At 60.8% G+C, this 18697-nt stretch carries 18 protein-coding genes and 1 pseudogene; 10 read left to right on the top strand and 9 right to left on the bottom strand.

Going from position 1 to position 18697, the window contains the following annotated elements; translation table 11 throughout:
- The 4 genes and pseudogenes from C9413_RS11070 to C9413_RS11055 all read left to right on the top strand — a co-directional run.
- Window positions 1-1063, top strand: a pseudogene (locus C9413_RS11070) (efflux RND transporter periplasmic adaptor subunit); the annotation flags it as partial.
- 1 nt (window position 1064) lies between these two features.
- Entirely contained in the window at window positions 1065-2162 is a 1098-nt protein-coding gene (locus C9413_RS11065; protein WP_052451477.1) for an efflux RND transporter periplasmic adaptor subunit, read from the top strand.
- On the top strand, window positions 2159-5212 hold the full coding sequence (locus C9413_RS11060) for an efflux RND transporter permease subunit (protein ID WP_039843856.1): 3054 nt from the start codon (window positions 2159-2161) through the stop codon (window positions 5210-5212). Before C9413_RS11065 ends, C9413_RS11060 begins: the two co-directional genes overlap by 4 nt.
- 1 nt (window position 5213) lies before the next feature.
- A complete protein-coding gene (locus tag C9413_RS11055) occupies window positions 5214-6524 on the top strand; it encodes an alpha/beta hydrolase (RefSeq protein ID WP_039843857.1) in 1311 nt (436 codons plus the stop codon).
- Between the two features lie 252 nt (window positions 6525-6776).
- Here the strand turns inward: C9413_RS11055 and C9413_RS11050 are convergent, their stop codons facing one another.
- Together C9413_RS11050 and C9413_RS11045 are read right to left on the bottom strand one after the other, a co-directional pair.
- Complete coding sequence (locus C9413_RS11050) at window positions 6777-7274, bottom strand: CAP domain-containing protein (protein ID WP_039843858.1); 498 nt, start codon at window positions 7272-7274, stop codon at window positions 6777-6779.
- 2 nt (window positions 7275-7276) lie between these two features.
- On the bottom strand, window positions 7277-7543 hold the full coding sequence (locus C9413_RS11045; protein ID WP_022718289.1) for a DUF6460 domain-containing protein: 267 nt from the start codon (window positions 7541-7543) through the stop codon (window positions 7277-7279).
- Window positions 7544-7686: 143 nt separating this feature from the next.
- Between C9413_RS11045 and C9413_RS11040 the strand changes: the two genes are divergently transcribed.
- Window positions 7687-8613, top strand: a complete 927-nt coding sequence (locus C9413_RS11040; protein ID WP_039846610.1) for a methyltransferase — start codon at window positions 7687-7689, stop codon at window positions 8611-8613.
- Window positions 8614-8825: 212 nt separating this feature from the next.
- The gene (locus C9413_RS11035) at window positions 8826-9461 is read left to right on the top strand and encodes a YitT family protein (protein ID WP_039843859.1); all 636 of its coding nucleotides are present in this window, start codon (window positions 8826-8828) and stop codon (window positions 9459-9461) included.
- A gap of 310 nt (window positions 9462-9771) precedes the next feature.
- Here the strand turns inward: C9413_RS11035 and C9413_RS11030 are convergent, their stop codons facing one another.
- Both C9413_RS11030 and C9413_RS11025 read right to left on the bottom strand, forming a co-directional pair.
- The gene (locus C9413_RS11030) at window positions 9772-10233 is read right to left on the bottom strand and encodes a carboxymuconolactone decarboxylase family protein (protein ID WP_039843860.1); all 462 of its coding nucleotides are present in this window, start codon (window positions 10231-10233) and stop codon (window positions 9772-9774) included.
- A 24-nt stretch (window positions 10234-10257) separates the two neighbouring features.
- Window positions 10258-10758: an Rrf2 family transcriptional regulator gene (locus C9413_RS11025; protein ID WP_039843861.1), complete on the bottom strand. Its 501-nt coding sequence runs from the start codon at window positions 10756-10758 to the stop codon at window positions 10258-10260.
- A 129-nt stretch (window positions 10759-10887) separates the two neighbouring features.
- Here C9413_RS11025 and C9413_RS11020 point away from each other — a divergent pair, with 129 nt between their 5' ends.
- The 3 genes from C9413_RS11020 to pdeM are packed head-to-tail and all read left to right on the top strand — an operon-like array spanning window position 10888 to window position 14829.
- Window positions 10888-11523 carry a YitT family protein gene (locus tag C9413_RS11020; protein ID WP_039843862.1) on the top strand — a complete coding sequence of 212 codons (636 nt, stop codon included), beginning with the start codon at window positions 10888-10890 and terminating at the stop codon, window positions 11521-11523.
- Window positions 11524-11570: 47 nt separating this feature from the next.
- On the top strand, window positions 11571-14081 hold the full coding sequence (locus C9413_RS11015) for a ligase-associated DNA damage response DEXH box helicase (RefSeq protein WP_170250449.1): 2511 nt from the start codon (window positions 11571-11573) through the stop codon (window positions 14079-14081).
- A gap of 22 nt (window positions 14082-14103) precedes the next feature.
- Window positions 14104-14829 carry a ligase-associated DNA damage response endonuclease PdeM gene (gene pdeM, locus C9413_RS11010; protein WP_039843864.1) on the top strand — a complete coding sequence of 242 codons (726 nt, stop codon included), beginning with the start codon at window positions 14104-14106 and terminating at the stop codon, window positions 14827-14829.
- A gap of 154 nt (window positions 14830-14983) precedes the next feature.
- On the opposite strand, the gene C9413_RS11005 is transcribed toward pdeM, so the two are convergent.
- The 3 genes from C9413_RS11005 to C9413_RS10995 all read right to left on the bottom strand — a co-directional run bounded on the left by C9413_RS11005 (window position 14984) and on the right by C9413_RS10995 (window position 16765).
- Window positions 14984-15565 carry a transglycosylase SLT domain-containing protein gene (locus C9413_RS11005; RefSeq protein WP_039843865.1) on the bottom strand — a complete coding sequence of 194 codons (582 nt, stop codon included), beginning with the start codon at window positions 15563-15565 and terminating at the stop codon, window positions 14984-14986.
- Between the two features lie 116 nt (window positions 15566-15681).
- A complete protein-coding gene (locus C9413_RS11000; protein ID WP_348648772.1) occupies window positions 15682-15849 on the bottom strand; it encodes a universal stress protein in 168 nt (55 codons plus the stop codon).
- A 355-nt stretch (window positions 15850-16204) separates the two neighbouring features.
- Window positions 16205-16765 carry a dihydrofolate reductase family protein gene (locus tag C9413_RS10995; RefSeq protein ID WP_039846611.1) on the bottom strand — a complete coding sequence of 187 codons (561 nt, stop codon included), beginning with the start codon at window positions 16763-16765 and terminating at the stop codon, window positions 16205-16207.
- A 116-nt stretch (window positions 16766-16881) separates the two neighbouring features.
- Here C9413_RS10995 and C9413_RS10990 point away from each other — a divergent pair, with 116 nt between their 5' ends.
- Complete coding sequence (locus tag C9413_RS10990; RefSeq protein ID WP_039843866.1) at window positions 16882-17388, top strand: helix-turn-helix domain-containing protein; 507 nt, start codon at window positions 16882-16884, stop codon at window positions 17386-17388.
- Here the strand turns inward: C9413_RS10990 and C9413_RS10985 are convergent, their stop codons facing one another.
- Entirely contained in the window at window positions 17389-18195 is an 807-nt protein-coding gene (locus tag C9413_RS10985; protein ID WP_039843867.1) for a TIGR02186 family protein, read from the bottom strand.
- A partial coding sequence (locus tag C9413_RS10980) for a sulfite exporter TauE/SafE family protein (protein ID WP_170250448.1) occupies window positions 18195-18697 on the bottom strand: 503 nt, incomplete at its 5' end. The genes C9413_RS10985 and C9413_RS10980, both read right to left, overlap by 1 nt.

Below are 18697 nucleotides of genomic sequence, written 5' to 3'. Positions count from 1 at the left end.
GCAGGCCTAGCGATTGCTGGGAATGGCTCTCGCCTGTGCATGTCGGGGTGCTGGCGAAGACAAAGGCGAAGTGGCGCCGCCGCCGCAGCAAGTGCGCGTCGTCGCGGCCGCTGAGGCTCAGTATCAACAGGGTGCGGAAATCACCGGTGAGGTGAAGGCGAGAGTACAGAGCGAACTCTCCTTTCGCGTCAGTGGTCGGGTTCTTGAGAGAAAGGTCGACGTTGGATCGCATGTTAGGGCCGGCGACGTCATTGCCCGGCTCAACGACACGGAACAGCAGGCGGACGTGAGCGTCGCCCGCGCCGCACTGGAATCGGCGCAGGCCGTTGTCAGACAAAAGACATTGGCTTTCGAGCGATCAAGGTCGCTCCTGCGGTCACAGGCAGTTCCGCGGGCGATCTTTGATGATGCCCAAAAGGAACTGCTGAGTGCGCAGGCTTCCCTGGAGGGCGCCGAGGCCGCGCTCGCGACGGCCGAGGACGCGCTGTCCTACACGGAGCTGAAGTCCGCCGCAGACGGAATCATCACGGCGCGCAGCATTGAAGCGGGGCAGGTGGTATCGGCGGCGCAGTCTGCCTTCACGCTTGCAAACGACGGCCCAAGAGATGCGGTGTTCGATGTCTTCGAGGCGTTCTTCTTGGATGGCCAGCCGCTGAAGGACGTCGAGGTCGTACCAGTCTCCGACCCCTCGCTGAATGTCCATGCCGCCATACGCGAGGTCTCGCCCGTCATAGACGCGAAGGCAGGCACGATCCGGATCAAGGTGGGGCTCCAAAAGGGTACGCCATGGCCGCTTGGAACGCCTGTAGTGGGCAAACTGCGGGCCTCGCCGCGCGAAGGAATCGTGCTGCCGTACACCGCGATCGCATCAGCCGAGGGCGAACCCGCCGTGTGGTTCGTCAACGCCCGAAACCAATCCGTTTCGCTCCGGAAGATCTCTGTCGGCCGGTACCGCCAAAGCGATTTCGTCGTGACCAGCGGCGTCGCACCGCACGACCTGATCGTCACCGAAGGCGGAAAGTTCCTCAAGGAAGGCCAGGCGGTCGCCTGGGATGGCAAGTGAGATGACTCTCAATCGCATATGCGCCTTTCTCCCGCTTCTTGTGTCGGTCTCGCTGCTTGTAGGCTGTGATCAAAACTCCGTCGCAGGAGAGGAGCCAGCTCCCCGTCCGGTCAAAGTCGTCATAGCCGCGGCCGAACGAAGCCAGGCGGCAAGCTTGCCCGGCGTCGTACGAGCCCGTATCGAGACCGATCTGGCGTTCAGGACGTTCGGAAAAATGGTGTCCCGCAAGGTCGACCTGGGCGATCTGGTCCACAAGGGAGATGTCCTTGCAGAGATCGATCCTCTCAGTCTGCAGCTCGCGGTCAAGAGCGCGGAAGCTGATCTGCGCAACGCCCAGGCGCAGTTGGAGAACGCCGCGACGACGGAAACGCGCAAGCGAAGGCTCATGCGGAGCAATGCGGCAAGCATTGCCGATCACGATCTTGCCGAACAGCAGCTCAAGTCGGCTTCAGCCAATTCCGCGAAAGCAACGGCCAGCCTTGCCAAGTCGCGTGAGCAGCTAGGCTACGCCGAGCTGAGGGCCGAGTTCGATGGCGTCGTCACCGCCACGTCCGCAGAAACGGGCCAGACCGTCTCGGCCGGCCAGCCAGTCTTGAAACTGGCGCGCCTCGAACAGCGCGACGTGATCGTCGACGTTCCTGAAGCGCAGTTCAGCAACATTCGCCTGGACGACCACTTCAGCGTCGCCCTCCAGCTCGACAGTCGGATTAAGGCCACTGGCGTCGTCCGCGAGATCGCGCCCCAGGCCGATCCCAATACCCGCACCTATCGGCTGAAGATCGGCATCGATCGGGCCCCGGACATCTTCCGTCTCGGCGCCGTGGTCACCGCGACGCCGCTTGCCGGAGAAAGGAAGCAGGCGATCATGCTGCCGCTCTCCGCCATCCGCCATGAAGGCGGTACCAGCCAGGTCTTAGTGGTCGATCGCTCCACAGCGCAAGTTGCCCTGAGGGCGGTTGAACTCCAGGGCCCGGCGTCCGCCCCCCGTTCCGTTCTGGTTCTATCGGGCCTGCGGGAAGGCGAAGAGATCGTCGCCGCCGGAGTTGATGAACTCACCGATGGACAGAAAGTAAAACTCGGACAGGAGCTCCGCCCGTGAATAAATTCAACCTTTCCGACTGGGCGCTCGAGCATCGTTCTCTCGTCTGGTATTTCATGATCATGTTCGCAGTGGCGGGCGCCTTTGCCTATCTGGCGCTTGGCCGCGAGGAGGATCCATCCTTCACGATCAAGACGATGGTGATCCAGGCCCAGTGGCCCGGTGCTTCTGCGGAGGAAGTGACACAGCAGGTTACCGACCGCATCGAAAAGAAGCTGCAGGAACTCGACAACCTCGAACATACGCGAAGCATCACGACCGCCGGTCAGACCATCGTTTTCGTCGACCTGCTGCCAGATACGAACGCGCGGGACGTGAAGCCCACCTGGTCGCGCGTCCGCAACTTGATCGACGATATCAGGCACGAGTTCCCCCAGGGCGTGGTCGGGCCCTTCTTCGACGATCAGTTCGGCGACGTCTATGGCAACATCTTTGCCTTCATTGGCGACAGCGGACTTAGCCAGAGGGAACTGCGTGATTTCGCCGAAGATGCCCGAACACAGATCCTCAAGATTCAGGACGTCGGCAAGGTCGACATCGTCGGTGCGCAGGATGAGGTGATCTACCTCGAATTCTCCACCCGCAAGATCGCCGCCCTCGGCATCGACCGCACCGCCATCATCGCCACGCTGGAGGCGCAAAACGCCGTCACCCAATCCGGTTTTGTCGAAACCGGCCCGGAACGGGTCGCTTTGCGGGTCGGCGGACGCTTCATCTCCGAAGAGACCTTGCGTGGGATCAATCTTCGAGTAAACGACCGCTTTTTCCCGCTGACCGACGTCGCAACGATCACCCGCGGCTACGTCGATCCGCCGACGTCGCTCTTCCGCTTCAACGGAAAGCCGGCCATTGGCTTGGCGATCGGTATGAAGACGGGCGGCAATCTGCTTGCCTTCGGCGAAACGCTGGAAAAGACAATGAGCAAGGTCGTACAGGATCTTCCGGCCGGCGTCTCCGTTGAGCAGGTCTCAGACCAGCCGAAAATGGTTGACGAGGCGGTGGGTGGCTTCACCAAAGCCCTGTTCGAGGCGGTCGCGATCGTGCTTGCGATCAGTTTCATCAGTCTCGGGTTCAGGGCCGGCCTCGTCGTGGCAATCGCGATCCCGCTCGTTCTCGGTATCACCTTTGTGGTGATGCTCTACACCGGCATATCCCTGCAGCGCATCTCGCTCGGAGCGTTGATCATTGCGCTCGGTCTCCTCGTCGACGACGCCATGATCGCCGTCGAGATGATGGTGGCACGGCTGGAAATGGGTGACAGTCTCAAGAAGGCCGCCACCTATGTCTACACGTCCACGGCCTTTCCGATGCTGACCGGCACGCTCGTGACTGTCGCGGGATTCATCCCCGTTGCATTCAACAAGAGCAGCGCGGGCGAGTTCACTTTCACCCTCTTCGTCGTTATCGCCGTATCGCTTGTCGTCTCCTGGATCGTTGCCGTCCTGTTCACACCTCTCATCGGCGTGACCTTGCTGCCGAAGACGATGAAGAAGCACGCCGAGCACAAGGGCCGGTTTGCGAAAGCATTCTCGAGTATGCTGCAATTCTGCCTGCGCTGGCGCTGGATGACGATCGTCGCAACAGTCGTTCTCTTCGCAGGATCGATCGTCGGCCTGACGATGGTGCAACAGCAGTTCTTCCCGAGTTCGGACCGGTCGGAACTGATCGTTGACTGGAATCTGCCGCAGAACAGCTCAATTGCCGAAACGAGCCGCCAGATAGCCCAGTTCGAGCGTGAGATGCTTGCCGGCAACCTTACGGTCGAGCACTGGTCGACATATGTCGGGAGAGGCGCGCCGCGCTTCATCCTTTCCTTCGACGTGCAGCCGGCTGACGTTTCCTTCGGTCAGACGATCATCGTGGCCAAGGGACTCGATGCCCGCGACAAGCTGAAGCAAGAAGTGGAAGTTTACCTTCAGAAGACCTTTCCGGGGACGGATGCCTATGTGAAGCTTTTGGAAATTGGACCGCCGGTCGGCAAGCCGATTCAGTACCGTGTGTCCGGCGAAAATCTGCAGACGGTGCGCGACCTGGCACGGAAGCTTGGATCGATCGTCGGCACTGCTCCTTCCCTAAAAAACCTTGCCTTCGACTGGAACGAGCCGGCCCGCGTCGTGAAGATAGACGTGCTACAGGACAAGGCCCGGCAACTCGGCGTCTCGTCGCAGGATATCGCAATGGCGCTCAACACCGTCGTACAGGGAAATGAGGTAACCCAGGTCAGGGACAACATCTATCTGGTCGATGTCATCGGCCGTGCCGCGGAAAAGGAGCGCGGCTCGATCGACACCCTGCTTGATCTGCAACTGCAGAGCAGCAGCGGTCAATCCGTCCCGCTGTCATCGGTCGCAACCTTCCACTATGAGCTCGAACAGCCGACGATCTGGCGGCGCGACAGAGTTCCGACCATCACGATCAAGGCCGGGATCGGCGATGCGACCCAGCCCGCGACCGTCGTGAAGGCGCTCTCCGACAAGGTTGCGGCCTTCGAAAAGACGCTGCCGGTTGGGTATTCCGTTGCAGTCGGCGGCGCGGTCGAGGAAAGCGCCAGGTCCCAGGGTCCCATTGCAAACGCGGCACCGGCCATGTTCGTCATCATGGCGACGCTGCTGATGATCCAGCTCCAGAGCTTCCACAGGCTCTTCCTGGTCTTCTCGGTTGCCCCGCTGGCGCTTATCGGCGTCGTCGTTGCGCTGCTTGCAAGCCATGCGCCGCTCGGCTTCGTGGCACTCCTGGGCGTGCTCGCGCTCGTCGGCATCCTCATCCGCAACTCCGTGATCCTGATCGTGGAGATCGAGGCATTGCAAGGCGCGGGAAAATCGCCCTGGAAAGCGGTGGTGGAGGCGACTGAACACCGCATGCGGCCGATCATGCTCACCGCAGCAGCCGCGACGCTCGCGCTAATCCCGATCTCGCACGAGATATTCTGGGGACCCATGGCCTATGCGATGATGGGGGGTATCGTCGTGGGCACGGCACTGACGCTGCTCTTCTTGCCGGCGCTCTACGTTGCCTGGTTCCGGATACCCCGTGAAATCGAGCAGCCCTGAGATGACAACATCCTTGTTGCTCCCTGGGCGCAATGCCCAGGGTCTCACACTGCTTGGGTTCGCTCAGACGATCGCTGCCACGCAACGCGCGTGCATCGGGCGAACCGTCCCGCTTCTTCTAACCTTATGTCTCGTTGCATCGGGTTGCGCCAACCGGGTGCAGGATGTCCTTCAGCCTCTTGCCGTAGCCCCGACGGACACGAACCGGGTCACCATGCTGGTTGCCACGACACGCAAACCGTCGCAGGATCCTGGCAAACTCTATTCCGGCGACCGCGGGACGGCGATTTCGCTTAACAGCGTCGATCTGTCCATACCTCCCGACCGCAACCGCAAGATCGGGGAGGTGCAGTGGCCGTCCCGCATGCCGCCCAAGCCGGAAAGGGAGTTTGCGGTCACGCAAGTCGCGAAAATCCAGTCCGAAGGCCAGGCCCTGGACTGGTACCGCAGGAACCGAAACTCCAGGCGTCAGGTCATCATTTTCGTACATGGATTCAACAACACCTATGCCGACGCAGTCTTCCGCTTCGCGCAGATTGTCCACGATTCCGGAACCGACGCCGCGCCGATCCTCTTCACCTGGCCGTCGCGGGGGCGCACGTTCGACTACCTCTATGACAAGGAGAGCGCCAACTATTCGCGTCGGGCTCTGGAGGATCTCATCCTTCAGGCCGCAGGAAGTCCTGATGTTCAAGACGTGACGATTCTCGCTCATTCCATGGGAGGCTGGCTTGCAGCAGAGGCGTTGCGTGGCGTCGCCATGCGCGAGAAATCAATCCCGGCGAAGGTCAAGAATGTCATACTGGCCTCGCCGGACATCGATATCGACGTGTTTCGTCGTCAATTCGTCGAAATGGGGCCAAAACGGCCGCATTTTGCCATCTTGACGTCGACACGCGACAAGGCCCTGGAGATCTCCAGTTGGCTGTCTGGCGGGGTCGACCGCGTCGGTGGATCCGATCTCAGGCCCTATGCACCGTTGCTCGAAGAACTCGGCGTTTCAGTCATCGACACGACCGCCATCGCAGCGAGCGATCCGCTCGGCCACAATGCCTTTGCCGACACTCCCGAGATCGTGCGCCTGCTCGGGCGGCGGCTGGCGGGACAGAGCCTGGATGGCGCAAAGGCGAGCGTTACGAACCAGATCGGAATGACTGCGGCCAATCTTGCCGGTTCGGCAGCGCGCGTAGCCGTTGCAGCTCCCGTCGCGGTCATCAACCCGCAGGCGCGCGAGGTCTTGAAGCGCGAGCTCTTGAAGCGGGACCTTTCCCCAGGCGGAGGGCGGATTGTGGACGGGCAGATTTCCTACTGAACCGAAAGGCGCGCCTCAATGAGATGACCCAATCTGACGAACGCGCGTCGAGCATCGCCCTTCGGCGGCTCGCCTGCAGGATGAAGATGATCTCAGAACGCCGAAACGACAGGGTGCCGCCGCAAAAGGGGCGGCAAATGGAAAATGGCACAACGATCGACAGCACCAGCCGGTGCGTCACATCGAATGCCAGCCGGTTTTTTGCGGGTTCCGGTATCCATTTCTGCCTCGGTCGTGAGCGGCAGAATCGCCTCAGCTGGAAAGAACCATGGCCCAATAAGGTATGTTCCGGGAAGACGTATTGTGCGCAACGGCCACCCCGAGCCCATTATAGCGTCCCAGCATGTTTTCGAGATGGTGCTGCGAGTTGATCCAGGCCGTCACCGCGGCCTCGACGCTCTGCTGGCCGGCTGCGATGTTTTCGGCCGCTGGAAGCTGCACGCCGCTTTTCGTCACGCGTGCGCCGAAACTGTCGGCCATGCCCATCAGATGCGTCATCTTGCCGGCGCTTGCCATTCGCTTGGCCTGGTAGATTGCCGCAGCGCTTGCCGCCGGATCGACGCGAAGCGCCGTCAGGCCGCTTTTGGCACGAAGCTGGTTGACGAGCGGCAGCGCCGCCGCCGTCTCGTCGTCCCCGTCCGAAGGCGTGGAGGACATTCTGGGTGCGGTCGTGCAGCTTGCGACGCCCGTCAGGAGGACAAGGCCTGATATGCGCAGCAGATTGCGCCTGGAAAGATCGATCGATGTCATGTTTACCGGCGGAAGTTGAAAAGTCGGATGATAATGAAGATCGGAATGACGACGGTTGCACCAAGCAGCAGATAATCACCGATGCGGCCGAGAGCCGAAAAACCCCGGTACCAGATCTCGCGGATGAAATCGCGGATGCTATAGACGAGGTCCAGCGGCGCCCATCCGAAAACGGTCATCACGAAACCGACAATCAGCGAAACGACCAAGAGCTTCACCAATGTGCGGCCGAGCGAGTCGCCCAGAAATTTGTTTACCTGATCGGACATGCGCCATCTCCTGTTTGCCCTGAAATACGGTTGCGGCGCGTCGCCCGCAAGCCTTTTCCGGAACCGGCCGTTCCGCCTCTGAAATAGGACTTGAGTTTTTTTGTGGCCGCCGCCAAATGCGCAGGCATTCAACGGGCCACATCATGCAGCAAAGCCAGCTTTCCTCCGGCGACGTCATCGCCGACCGCCGTGCCGACTATGCGAAGATGCTTAACGAGGGTGGCGAGCCGGATGCGGCCGCCGAACTGATGGAGCAGGCGCTGGAGCTGACGCCCGTCTGGGCTGCCGGCTGGTATCGCCTCGCGACTTACCGGGAGAATGCCGGCAAAGTGGAATCCGCGATCGAAGCCTATCGCAAGACGCTGGCGCTCGATCCCGAGGATACCTTCGGCGCAAGCCTCAAGCTCGCCCTGCTCGGTGATTCCGAAACGCCGGACCGGCCTCCGAGCCGCTATGTCGAGCGGCTGTTCGATGATTATGCCGCCCGTTTTGAAACCTCGCTCGTCGAAAAGCTGGATTATACCGTTCCGCAGAAACTCGCAGCACTTGTCGCCTCCACCGGCCGCAAATATTCGCTGGCCGTTGATCTCGGCTGCGGCACCGGCCTGCTTGGTCCGGAAATTTGCGCCCGTGCCGGGCGGCTTGAAGGCTACGACCTCTCGCAGAACATGCTCGCCAAGGCCGCGGAGAAGGCAATCTACCATCACTTGGCCCGGGCCGACCTTTCTCTTGCGCCAGAAGGCTCAGGCGTCTTTGCGGATGGCGCAGAATATCGGGCTGATCTGATCGCGGCTGCCGACGTGCTCATGTATCTCGGCAATCTCGAAAGCACCTTCGCAATCGTCGATCGCCTCGCCACATCCGGTGCGGATTTCGCCTTCTCGGTCGAAGACGCGGGCGAGGGCGACGGTTTTCATCTCGGGCCGTCGCTGCGCTACGCTCACACGGAATCCTATGTTCGCAGCCTTTGTCGTCGTTGCGGTTTCGAACTCATCGAAACCGTTAAAACCACGATTCGAAAGGATGGCGGCAAACCGGTCGCCGGCATTCTGTTTCTTGCACGACGATAGCCTTTTGCGCATCAATATTGCGATTTCAAAATAGGTCAGCATTACTTACATATTTCGCTTGCTCGCACCTGCGAAAAGCTCGATAATTCCCATCATAGCTGACCGGCGCCGCGGAAGAACAAGCAGGAGCGCCTCAGCCCGTTCACCATACACGATCCGTTGCGCGGGGCTTCTCCGGCGATTTGAACTCTTCTGCTCTTGGAGATTGCCGCATGGCTCAACTCATCGGTGCCCTCGGTATCTGGAACACCAGCGCAACGCGCCATACGCCGCTCGAAGATGCGCAGGGCATATTCTCCGGCAGCCTCGTGTCGGCACTTGGCCTTTATGTGCTCGCCAGCGCCGGGCTTCTCACCGGCAGTACGGCCGGCATCGCCTTCCTGCTGCACTATACTTTCGGCGTGAATTTCGGCCTTGCCTTCTTCCTGCTCAACCTGCCGTTTTTCTATCTCTCCTTGAAGCGTCTCGGCATCGCCTTCACGATAAAGACCTTTGTCGCCATCGGTCTCACGTCGGTGCTTGCCGATGTGCAGTCGCGTTTTTTTGAGATTTCCAGCATCCATCCGGCCTGGGCAGCGCTACTCGGCGGCTTGCTTCTCGGCTTCGGCCTGCTTGCGCTTTACCGCCACCGCGCCAGTCTCGGCGGCGTTGGCATTCTCGGCATCTACATGCAGGAGCGTTTCGGCATCCGCGCCGGTCTCGTGCAGCTTTCCGTCGACATGTGCGTGCTTGCCGCCGCCTTTTTCGTCACCACGCCGCCGGTGGTCATCTATTCCGTTGTCGGTGCGGTTGTCCTCAATCTCTTCCTGACCATCAACCACCGCGCGGATCGTTACATCGCGCTTTAGGCTCCCGAAGCGGCAGTTCAATCATAAACAAATCGTAACTTGCCTCCTCTTAGGCTGCGAGCGACACTCGCCCCGCGCCGGATAGATGAGGTGAAGACATGTCAGAGTTGGAAACGCTTATCAGACGCCGCATGAACGAGGAGTACGCCAAGGGCTCCTCAGCGGAAAAGATCGCCCAAGTCATCCGTGAGATTATCAATAACTTCGATGGATCAGGTGCCCGTAGAAACTGATCGACATTTTTTCCGACCCGATTTTTATCGGGTCGGTCGCTCGAGCTGTGCCTCAGGCTTTTTGCTGCGCGCAAAATTCACGCAGCCTTCGCCGGCTGATCGATCGGATGTTGGCTGCGGAAGCCGACGGCCAGCCGGTTCCAGACGTTGATCGTGCCGATCGCCACCGTGATCTTGGTGATTTCCTCCTCACTGAAATGCGCTTTGAGGGCTTCGAAGTCCGCATCCGGTGCGCCGGTCTCTGCGATCTTCGTGACAGCATCGACCCAGCCGAGCAGGGCGCGTTCCCTCGCGTCATAGACTGGCGATTCCTTCCAGGCGCAGATCAGGTTGATCCACTGTTCGCCAAGACCGTCATGGCGGGCTTCCTTGACGTGCATGTCGACGCAATAGGCGCAGCCGTTGATCTGCGAGGCGCGCAGCTTGATGAGGTGGATGAAGCGGCGCTCGAGGCCGGAACTCTGGACATATTGCTCCAGGGCGGCAACCGCCTTGTAGGCTTCCGGCGCGGCCTTTGCGAAGTTGAAACGTGCCTGCATAATCTTTCTCCTTTGGGTTATGGCTCAGAGAGCCTTTTTGCGTTCGTGGGTCTCAAGGAATGCGCAGCCGCGTGCGGCGATCCCGCCATCATCTGCGGCGGAAAGCTCGGCCAGGATGTCGGCGATACTGATCTTGGCAAGTTCGGTGCGGTAGGCGCGTTCGGCCTTCTGCATTGCAGCGCTGATCTGGCAAGGCTTGGCGAAATAGCGCTGCGGCAGCGGGTTTGGCCCGCGCTGGCGGATTTCAGCACATCGGAACGCTGCTGCCGGTCCTTCGACGGCAAGCACGATATCGAGCAGGGAAATATCCTCTGGCACTTTCCCAAGCTTATATCCGCCCTTCGGCCCTGGCACTGTGTCGAGAATGCCCGCGCCGGATAGCGCCTGCAGGTGCTTCAGCAGGTAACTCGTCGAAACGCCATGAAACTCTGCGATCGCAGCCGCCGACAGCACGCTGCCTTCCGAAAGCCCGGAAAGCATCGCGACGCTGTGGATCGCCTGTTCGACGCCGTCGCCCATTTTCATGCGGGGTACCTCTTCAATTCATGGATAAAAAATATCCATGATTCGTCGATATGTCAACAACCGATCGAAATCCTGCTTGCCAAGCCCGAACGGCTGGATAGAACAAACGAAAATACCAAGGGGAAAACAATGGCAGGAAAAGCCGCTCTCGCCGGACTTGTGAATTCGTCGTCGGACAGACACTCGCTTTTCGATGACGCACAGGGACTTGTGGCGGGCAGCATGCTCGCAGTGCTCGGCGTCTCGCTTCTCTCCAGCGCCGGCCTTCTGGCAGGCGGCACGGCGGGCATGGCATTCCTGATGCACTATGCGACGGGCTGGAGCTTCGGCCTGTGCTTCTTTGCGGTGAACCTGCCGTTCTATTATCTCGCCTTCCGCCGCCTCGGCCCCGCCTTCACAGTCAAGACCTTTGTGGCGATTGCACTTACTTCCGTGCTTTCGGAAATCGCGCCGCGTTTCATCGGGCTCTCGCACGTCGATCCCGTCGCCGGTGCTCTCTTCGGCGGTCTGGTCATCGGCGCGGGCATGCTGGCGCTGTTCCGCCATCGCGCAAGCCTCGGCGGCATCGGCATCCTGGCGCTTTACATCCAGGATCGCTTCGGCTGGCGCGCAGGCTTCGTTCAGCTCGGTTTCGATGGCCTCGTCCTGGCGCTCTCCTTCTTCGTCGCCAGCCCCTTCATCATCGCCTCTTCGGTGCTCGGCGCCGTGGTGCTCAACCTCACGCTCGCCATCAACCATCGCAAAGACCGCTATATCGCCATGTGAAGCGCGGCCGCTCTTCTATTTCACGTCGGTTTGATTACCTTTGTGGCGTGGACCAGATCGATACCGAAGCCCGCGCCGCCTTGCCCGCCCCCTTCATCCGCTGGTTCGCGGAAAAGGGCTGGCGGCCACGCGCTCATCAGCTGGAATTGCTGGCCCGCGCCGAAGCCGGCGAAAGCACGCTGCTGATCGCGCCGACCGGCGCCGGCAAGACGCTTGCCGGTTTCCTGCCGGCGCTGACCGATCTCACCCGCCGCGGCAAGCGCCGGTCGGGTGTCGCCTTCAAAGGCATCCACACGCTCTATGTTTCGCCGCTGAAAGCACTTGCCGTCGATATCGAGCGCAACCTCATGAAGCCGGTAGGGGAGATGGGCCTGCCCGTCACCGTGGAGAACCGCACCGGCGACACGCCGAACGCCAAGCGACAGCGCCAGAGGCTCAATCCGCCCGATATCCTGCTGCCGACGCCGGAGCAGGTAGCGCTTTTGCTCGCCAACAAGGAGGCCGAACGGTTCTTCAAGGACTTGAAGTATGTCGTTTTCGACGAGCTCCATTCTCTGGTCACGTCGAAGCGTGGCCACATGCTGTCCCTTGGTCTCGCCCGGCTACGCCGCCTTGCGCCAGGCCTCAGCACCATCGGCCTCTCTGCCACGGTTGCCGAACCGATCGACCTGCAGAAATGGCTGGTTGCGCAGGAGGAGGGCAGGGAACGGCACGCAGGTCTCGTGACCGTCGAAGGCGGCGCCAAGCCGGATATCTCGATCCTTTCGACGGATGAGCACATCCCCTGGGCCGGCCATTCCGCCAGATACGCGATCCCCGATATTTACAGGCAGCTGACCGAGCATCAAACGACGCTGCTTTTCGTCAACACGCGATCGCAGGCCGAAATGCTTTTCCAGGAACTCTGGACGGTCAACGAGGAAAACCTGCCGATCGCTTTGCATCACGGCTCGCTCGATGTCGCCCAGCGCCGCAAGGTGGAGGCCGCGATGGCGGCCAACAGGCTGCGCGCTGTCGTCGCCACCTCGACGCTCGATCTCGGGATCGACTGGGGCGATGTCGATCTCGTCATCCATGTCGGTGCGCCGAAGGGTGCCTCGCGCCTTGCCCAGCGCATCGGCCGTGCCAATCACCGCATGGACGAGCCCTCCAAGGCGATCCTCGTTCCCGCCAACCGGTTCGAGGTCATGGAATGCCAGGCAGCCCTCGACGCCAACTATATCGGCGCACAGGACACCCCGCCCGTCGGGCGCGGCGCGCTCGATGCGCTTGCCCAGCACGTGCTCGGCATGGCCTGCGCCGAACCCTTCGATATGCTGGAACTCTACGATGAGGTAAGGAGCGCCTCGCCGTATGCCGATCTCTCCTGGGAAACCTTCGAGCAGATCGTCGATTTCGTCGCGACCGGCGGCTATGCGCTACGCACCTACGAACGATATGCGCGTATCCGCAAAACGAAGGAGGGCCTCTGGCGTGTCTCCAATCCGCAGGTTGCCCAGCAGTACCGCTTGAATCTCGGCACCATCGTCGAAAGCCCGATGCTGAACATCCGGATGGTGAAGCGTGGCGCGACAGGCAAGATTGGCCGCGGCGGCGGCACCCTCGGCAAGGTGGAGGAATATTTTCTCGAACAGCTTTCTGCGGGCGACACCTTCATCTTCTCCGGTAAGGTGCTCCGCTTCGAAGGCATCCGCGAAAACGAGGCGCTTGTTTCCCAGGCCTTCTCCTTTGATCCGAAAATCCCGTCCTATGCCGGCGGCAAGTTTCCGCTTTCGACCTATCTTGCCGACCAGGTGCGATCGATGCTCGCCGATCCCGACCGTTGGCACCATCTGCCGGATCAGGTCCGCGACTGGCTGTCGCTGCAAAAGGACCAGTCGATGCTCCCGAAGCGCGACGAACTGCTGATCGAGACTTTTCCGCGCGGCAGCCGCGCCTACATGGTGGCCTATCCATTCGAGGGCCGCCTCGCGCATCAGACGCTCGGCATGCTGCTTACCCGGCGCCTGGAGCGGGCCGGCGCCAAGCCGCTCGGTTTCGTGGCAACTGATTATTCGCTCGGCATCTGGGGGCTGGAAGACATGGGCCTGATGATCCGCAACGACCGTCTCGGCCTTTCCGATCTCTTCGATGAGGATATGCTCGGTGACGATCTCGAAGCCTGGCTCGACGAATCCTTCCTGCTGAAGCGCACCTTCCGCAATTGTGCCGTGATTGCAGGCTTGATCGAGCGCCGTCACCCTGGCAAGGAAAAGACCGGGCGGCAGGTCACCGTATCCGCCGATCTGATCTACGACGTGCTGCGCAGCCACGAGCCGGACCATATCCTGCTACAGGCGACGCGCCAGGATGCAGCGAGCGGGCTTTTGGATATTTCCCGGCTTGGCGATATGCTGAGACGAATCAAGGGCCACATTACGCATCGCGCATTGGATCATATTTCCCCGCTCGCAGTGCCGGTGATGCTGGAGATCGGCAAGGAGGCTGTTCACGGCGAGGCCCACGATGCCGTGCTCGCCGAAGCGGCCGAAGATCTGATCGCCGAAGCCATGGCTTGATAATGCAGGAAAGACGAAATTGATGAACCGCTTGGCGCTTGCGCGTGAATTGAACGGATTGGTCCCGATGCCGGGCGTCGAAACCAGTGTTCATGGCGTTGCGGCTGTCTGCGATCCGCTCGGCGCGCTCTACCTGCCGGATGCCGGCGTCCTCGTCGTTTCCGACCTGCATCTCGAAAAGGGCGCCGCCTTCGCCCGCCGCGGCATGCTATTGCCGCCTTACGACACGCTGGCGACGCTGACGGTGCTCAGCGCCGTCATCACCCGCTACAATCCGAAACTTGTCGTCTCCCTCGGCGACAATTTCCACGACCGCGTCGGCTCGGCGCATCTACCGGAGACTTTCCGCTCCCTGATCGTCAATATGGCCCGCGGCCGCGAATGGATCTGGATCAACGGCAACCACGACCCTGACGGCACGGTCGATCTGCCCGGCTCTTCGGTCGATGAAATGCACTACGCCGGCCTGACCTTCCGTCACGAGCCGAAAGGTGGGCGGCAGAGCGGTGAAATCGCCGGTCACCTGCACCCCGCGGCCACTGTCCGCCGCCGGGAAAAAGCCGTCCGCCGCCCCTGCTTCGCCACCGACGGCGCCCGCCTCCTCATGCCCGCCTTCGGCGTCATGAGCGGCGGACTGGATCTCGGTCACAAGGCGTTGACGGGCCTGTTCGACAGGTCGTCCCTGGTCGCTCATCTTCTGGGGCGGGATCGGATTTATTCGGTGAGATTCGCGAATTTGCGCAGCTGAAGTTGACCGCCCGCCCTCGTCCATTGCGGCCCTTTTGGCACCTCAGGATTGAGGGCTCTCGCCGCCGTTGCTTATCGAAAGACAAATGCTGCGCTTGCTCCAAGTGCAAAGCCTCGAAAGAGGAGAATGGCCATTGCGCCATGGAAATCGGAGCTCAATCACACCCCTGCAACTGCCGCTGATAGGTCGCTGCCATATCGGCAAACCTCTGTGCCGTCTTCTGCAACTGCGCATTCGAGCGCCAGTCGCCGCGCTTGTAACCCTTCGGCCCCGAATAGTAGGCGATGTAAAGCCTGTAGGCGTCGTTGAGCTGGATGCCCGTCGCCTGGCTGTTGCTGTAGTGGTACCAGCCGATGAAGTCGATCGCGTCGGCGAAATTGGTGCGCCGCGCAGCCCAATTGCCGGTTGCCGACTGATAGTGGTCCCAGGTGCCGTCGAGCGCCTGCGAATAGCCGTAGGCGGTCGACGGACGCGTCCAGGGAATGAAGCCAAAAAGCTTCGTACGCGGCGGGCGCGCGTTCGGCTGGAAACCGGATTCCACATACATCGTCGCCATCAGAATCGGCACCGGCACGGCGTATTTCTTCTCGGCGCGCTCGGCCGCGTGCTGCCAGTTGCTGAAGAAGCCGTTGCGCTGTTCGAAGACGGCGCAGATGTTTCTGGTCTGACGAGGCTCCGTGGCGCAGCCGGCGGCGAGCGCCAGCAGCACCAGGGCGAGAAGAGTCCGGGTACGCAAAACAAAACCTCTCGTTTTCGAGAGATTACTAACTCGTAAATGTTAACACTCGGTTTTTAGTCAAAGGCGATCATGCACAACGCCCCTTGCCCAGCTGCCACAAGCGCCGGGTCTCATCAGCGGTAGACAATAACCGGGTTTTTGAATGGGCAAGTACCTTCATCGTCATGCTGCCGACCATGAATGCGGTAAAGCCTTCGCCCGTGCGATGCCATGGCGATCAGGTCGCAGCCGCGCTGCGCGGCTTCGTCGATGATGGTCTTTGCCGGTTCGCGGTTGGTCACTTGGGTCGTATCGCAAACGCGGCCATGCGTTTCTGGCCCGGGGCACCCGCGTTTGCCAGGATCCGGTCTGCCGCTTGCTAGCTGTGCCGGTCATATTCTGCGCGTGGACTCCAGCTGATCGCTATTCGTGGAAAAGATATGAAACGGTTAGACGACGGTCACGACCGTTGCCTTGGCGCCGATCTCCTTTGCAAAGGCAAGCGCCTTTTTAAGCGCATCGGTTGGAAAGCTGCGAACCTTCGGTCGGGATGAGAATGTGTTTGTGCATGGGCTGGCTCCTCCTTCAACACTCGCATATTGACGGAGGAACCGGCCCAACACCTTGATCTGCATCAAACTGTCGAGAATGTCGGCGTCACGCTGCGCTCGCCGGCTCGTAACGCAAGATCACCGCGCCGGTCTTCAACGGTGTCGCTTCCAGCAGCTTCAGCGGTAGCTGCGCCGTCGCCGTCTTGAAGTGCGGATTGCCCGCACCGAGAACCACCGGCACCAGGCAGATGCGGATCTCGTCGACAAGACCGGCCTTCAGCATCGCGTCGCTGAGTTCGGCGCTGCCGAAGATGAAAATCGTTTTGCCATCCTCCTTCTTGAGCTTTTGAAGCTCGGAAACCGGATCGCTGACAATGCGGGCATTGTTCCAGCCCGGCTCTTTCATCGTCCGCGACACGGCGATCTTTGCGGTGTTGTTCATGTATTGCTTGATCTTGTCGTTCTCTTCCGCCGTCGGCCAATAGGCGGCCATGCCCTCGTAGGTCTTGCGGCCGAAGACGAGCAGGTCGCCTTCCTCGCCCAATTGTTCGGAGTATTTCTGCAGTTCCGGCCCCCAGACCAGATTGTGGAAGTCGATGTCCCAGGGCTTTTTGCCTTCGAAGTAGCCGTCGAGCGTCATCAGATTCCAGACAACAAGCTTTCTCATGTCGATCTCCTCCATCCGATAGTCAATTCATACCAAACAGAACCGGTTGCAACAAGCAACTGGTTGAAAACTAGATAAACCGATGGCAAAATGCAAGTGGTTTTTGGAGAATGAAAATGGACGACCGTCACCGCTCCGGCTGCCCGATCAATCTGACGCTGGAAATCCTCGGCGACCGATGGAGCCTGATCGTCATTCGCGACATCATGTTCGGCAATCGCCGTCACTTCCGCGAGCTGCTGCAGAATTCGCAGGAGGGCATCGCCTCGAACATCCTTGCCGACCGCCTGCGCCGCCTCGTGGACAAGGGCTTGCTGACCAGGCAGGACGATCCCACGCATAAGCAGAAAGCCATCTATAGTCTCACCGAAATGGCGATCGACCTCGTGCCGCTCTTTGCCCATATGGGCGCGTGGGGCCGCAGGCATCTGCCGGCCTCTGAAGAGCTCTCCATTCGCGCCGAGTTGTTGGAAAATGGCGGCCTGCGGCTTTGGGAAGATTTCATGGATGAATTGCGGGCCAAACACCTGGGCAAGCAACTGCCACCCGGAACGCCCTCTGTGCTAGGCCGTCTGACCGAAGCCTATCTCGACGTCGTTGCGAAAAAGAAACAGTCCGCCTGATCAATCCTTGCGGAAGACGATGCTTGCGCCCCAGCCGGTCACGATCGCCAGGAACACGGCGAACATGCCATAGGGAATGGGCTGTTCATGAGCCGCATCGGTGAGCATCTGCTCGATACCGGTCTTGATGACGCGCAGCGGCACCGACTTTTGCGTCACGAACACACCGCTCTTGAAGAGATAGGCGCGCACCGTATGCACGCCGTTCGGAATGTTGGCCGGCAGGCGAAGGCTTGCCTTGAAAAGATTGGAACTGACGAAGCGCACGCCGGTCGGGTCGCGCTCGTAGAGCCCGCCGGTCTGCTGCAGCCGCCGGAAGGCGGTGCGGAACTCGCCGAGGCTGCTGCCGTCTCCGACGAAGCCGACGGGGGTCAGTGGAATATGGTCGATGCCGATCCCCTGATCGGTGAGGTCGAGCGGTGTCACGACGTCGTCGATCGAGCGCGAGCTCGACATCGAATAGGAATGCGGCACGCCCTCGAAGGTCATCGAGTCGGTATTGATCCAGATGCCGAAGACGCGTTCTTTCTTGCGCACCGTCGCATCTTCGCGCGGCCCCTCAAGAACGACGACGACGTCGTATTGGCCGACGGCAAGCAAAAGGTTGTCGGTATTGGTCAGCGCCCCGAAGATCGTCAGGTCCGCGCCGCGGAAATCGGACGTGATGGCGATTTCGCTGCTGGACGTGCCGATCTCCAGCCCCTCGCGCTCTTCTTCGGAATTCTGTCCCGGCAGCAGCATCTGCGCTGCGGCAATCCCCGGCAGCAGGCAGAAGAGACCGAAGAGGCAAAGGCGCAGGCGCTTCATCAGTACGCCCCCATCACGACGGAATAGATGTCCGCGGGCGTCACGACCAGCGCCACCGCCAGGCGGATGCCGACGGCGAGAACGAGCAGCCCGAGCAGCGCCCGCAATTGTTCGCCGCGCAGTTTCTGGCCGACGCGCACGCCGTATTGCGCCCCGACGACGCCGGCCACCATCAGGATGAAGGCAAGTACGATATCGACGGAAAAGTTCGTCGCAGCCTGCACCACGGTTGTGTAGGCGGTCACGAAGATGATCTGGAACAGTGATGTGCCGACGACGACATTGGTCGGGATGCGCAGCAGGTAGATCATTGCCGGCACCATGATGAAGCCGCCGCCGACGCCCATGATGGAGGTCAGGATGCCGATCCCAAAGCCGAGCGCGACGATCGGGATGACGCTGAGGAAAATCTTCGATTTCTTGAACCGCACCTTCAGCGGCAGGCGGTGGACCCAGTGGCGATGTCCGGGCCTGCGCGGCGACGGCGGCACGTTCTTGGCCG

The sequence above is a fragment of the Rhizobium sp. SEMIA 4085 genome (assembly GCF_013004495.1).
GTDB lineage: Bacteria > Pseudomonadota > Alphaproteobacteria > Rhizobiales > Rhizobiaceae > Rhizobium > Rhizobium gallicum.
The sequence above is the reverse complement of the archived record's forward strand: the minus strand, read 5'-3'. Positions and strand labels throughout refer to the sequence as shown.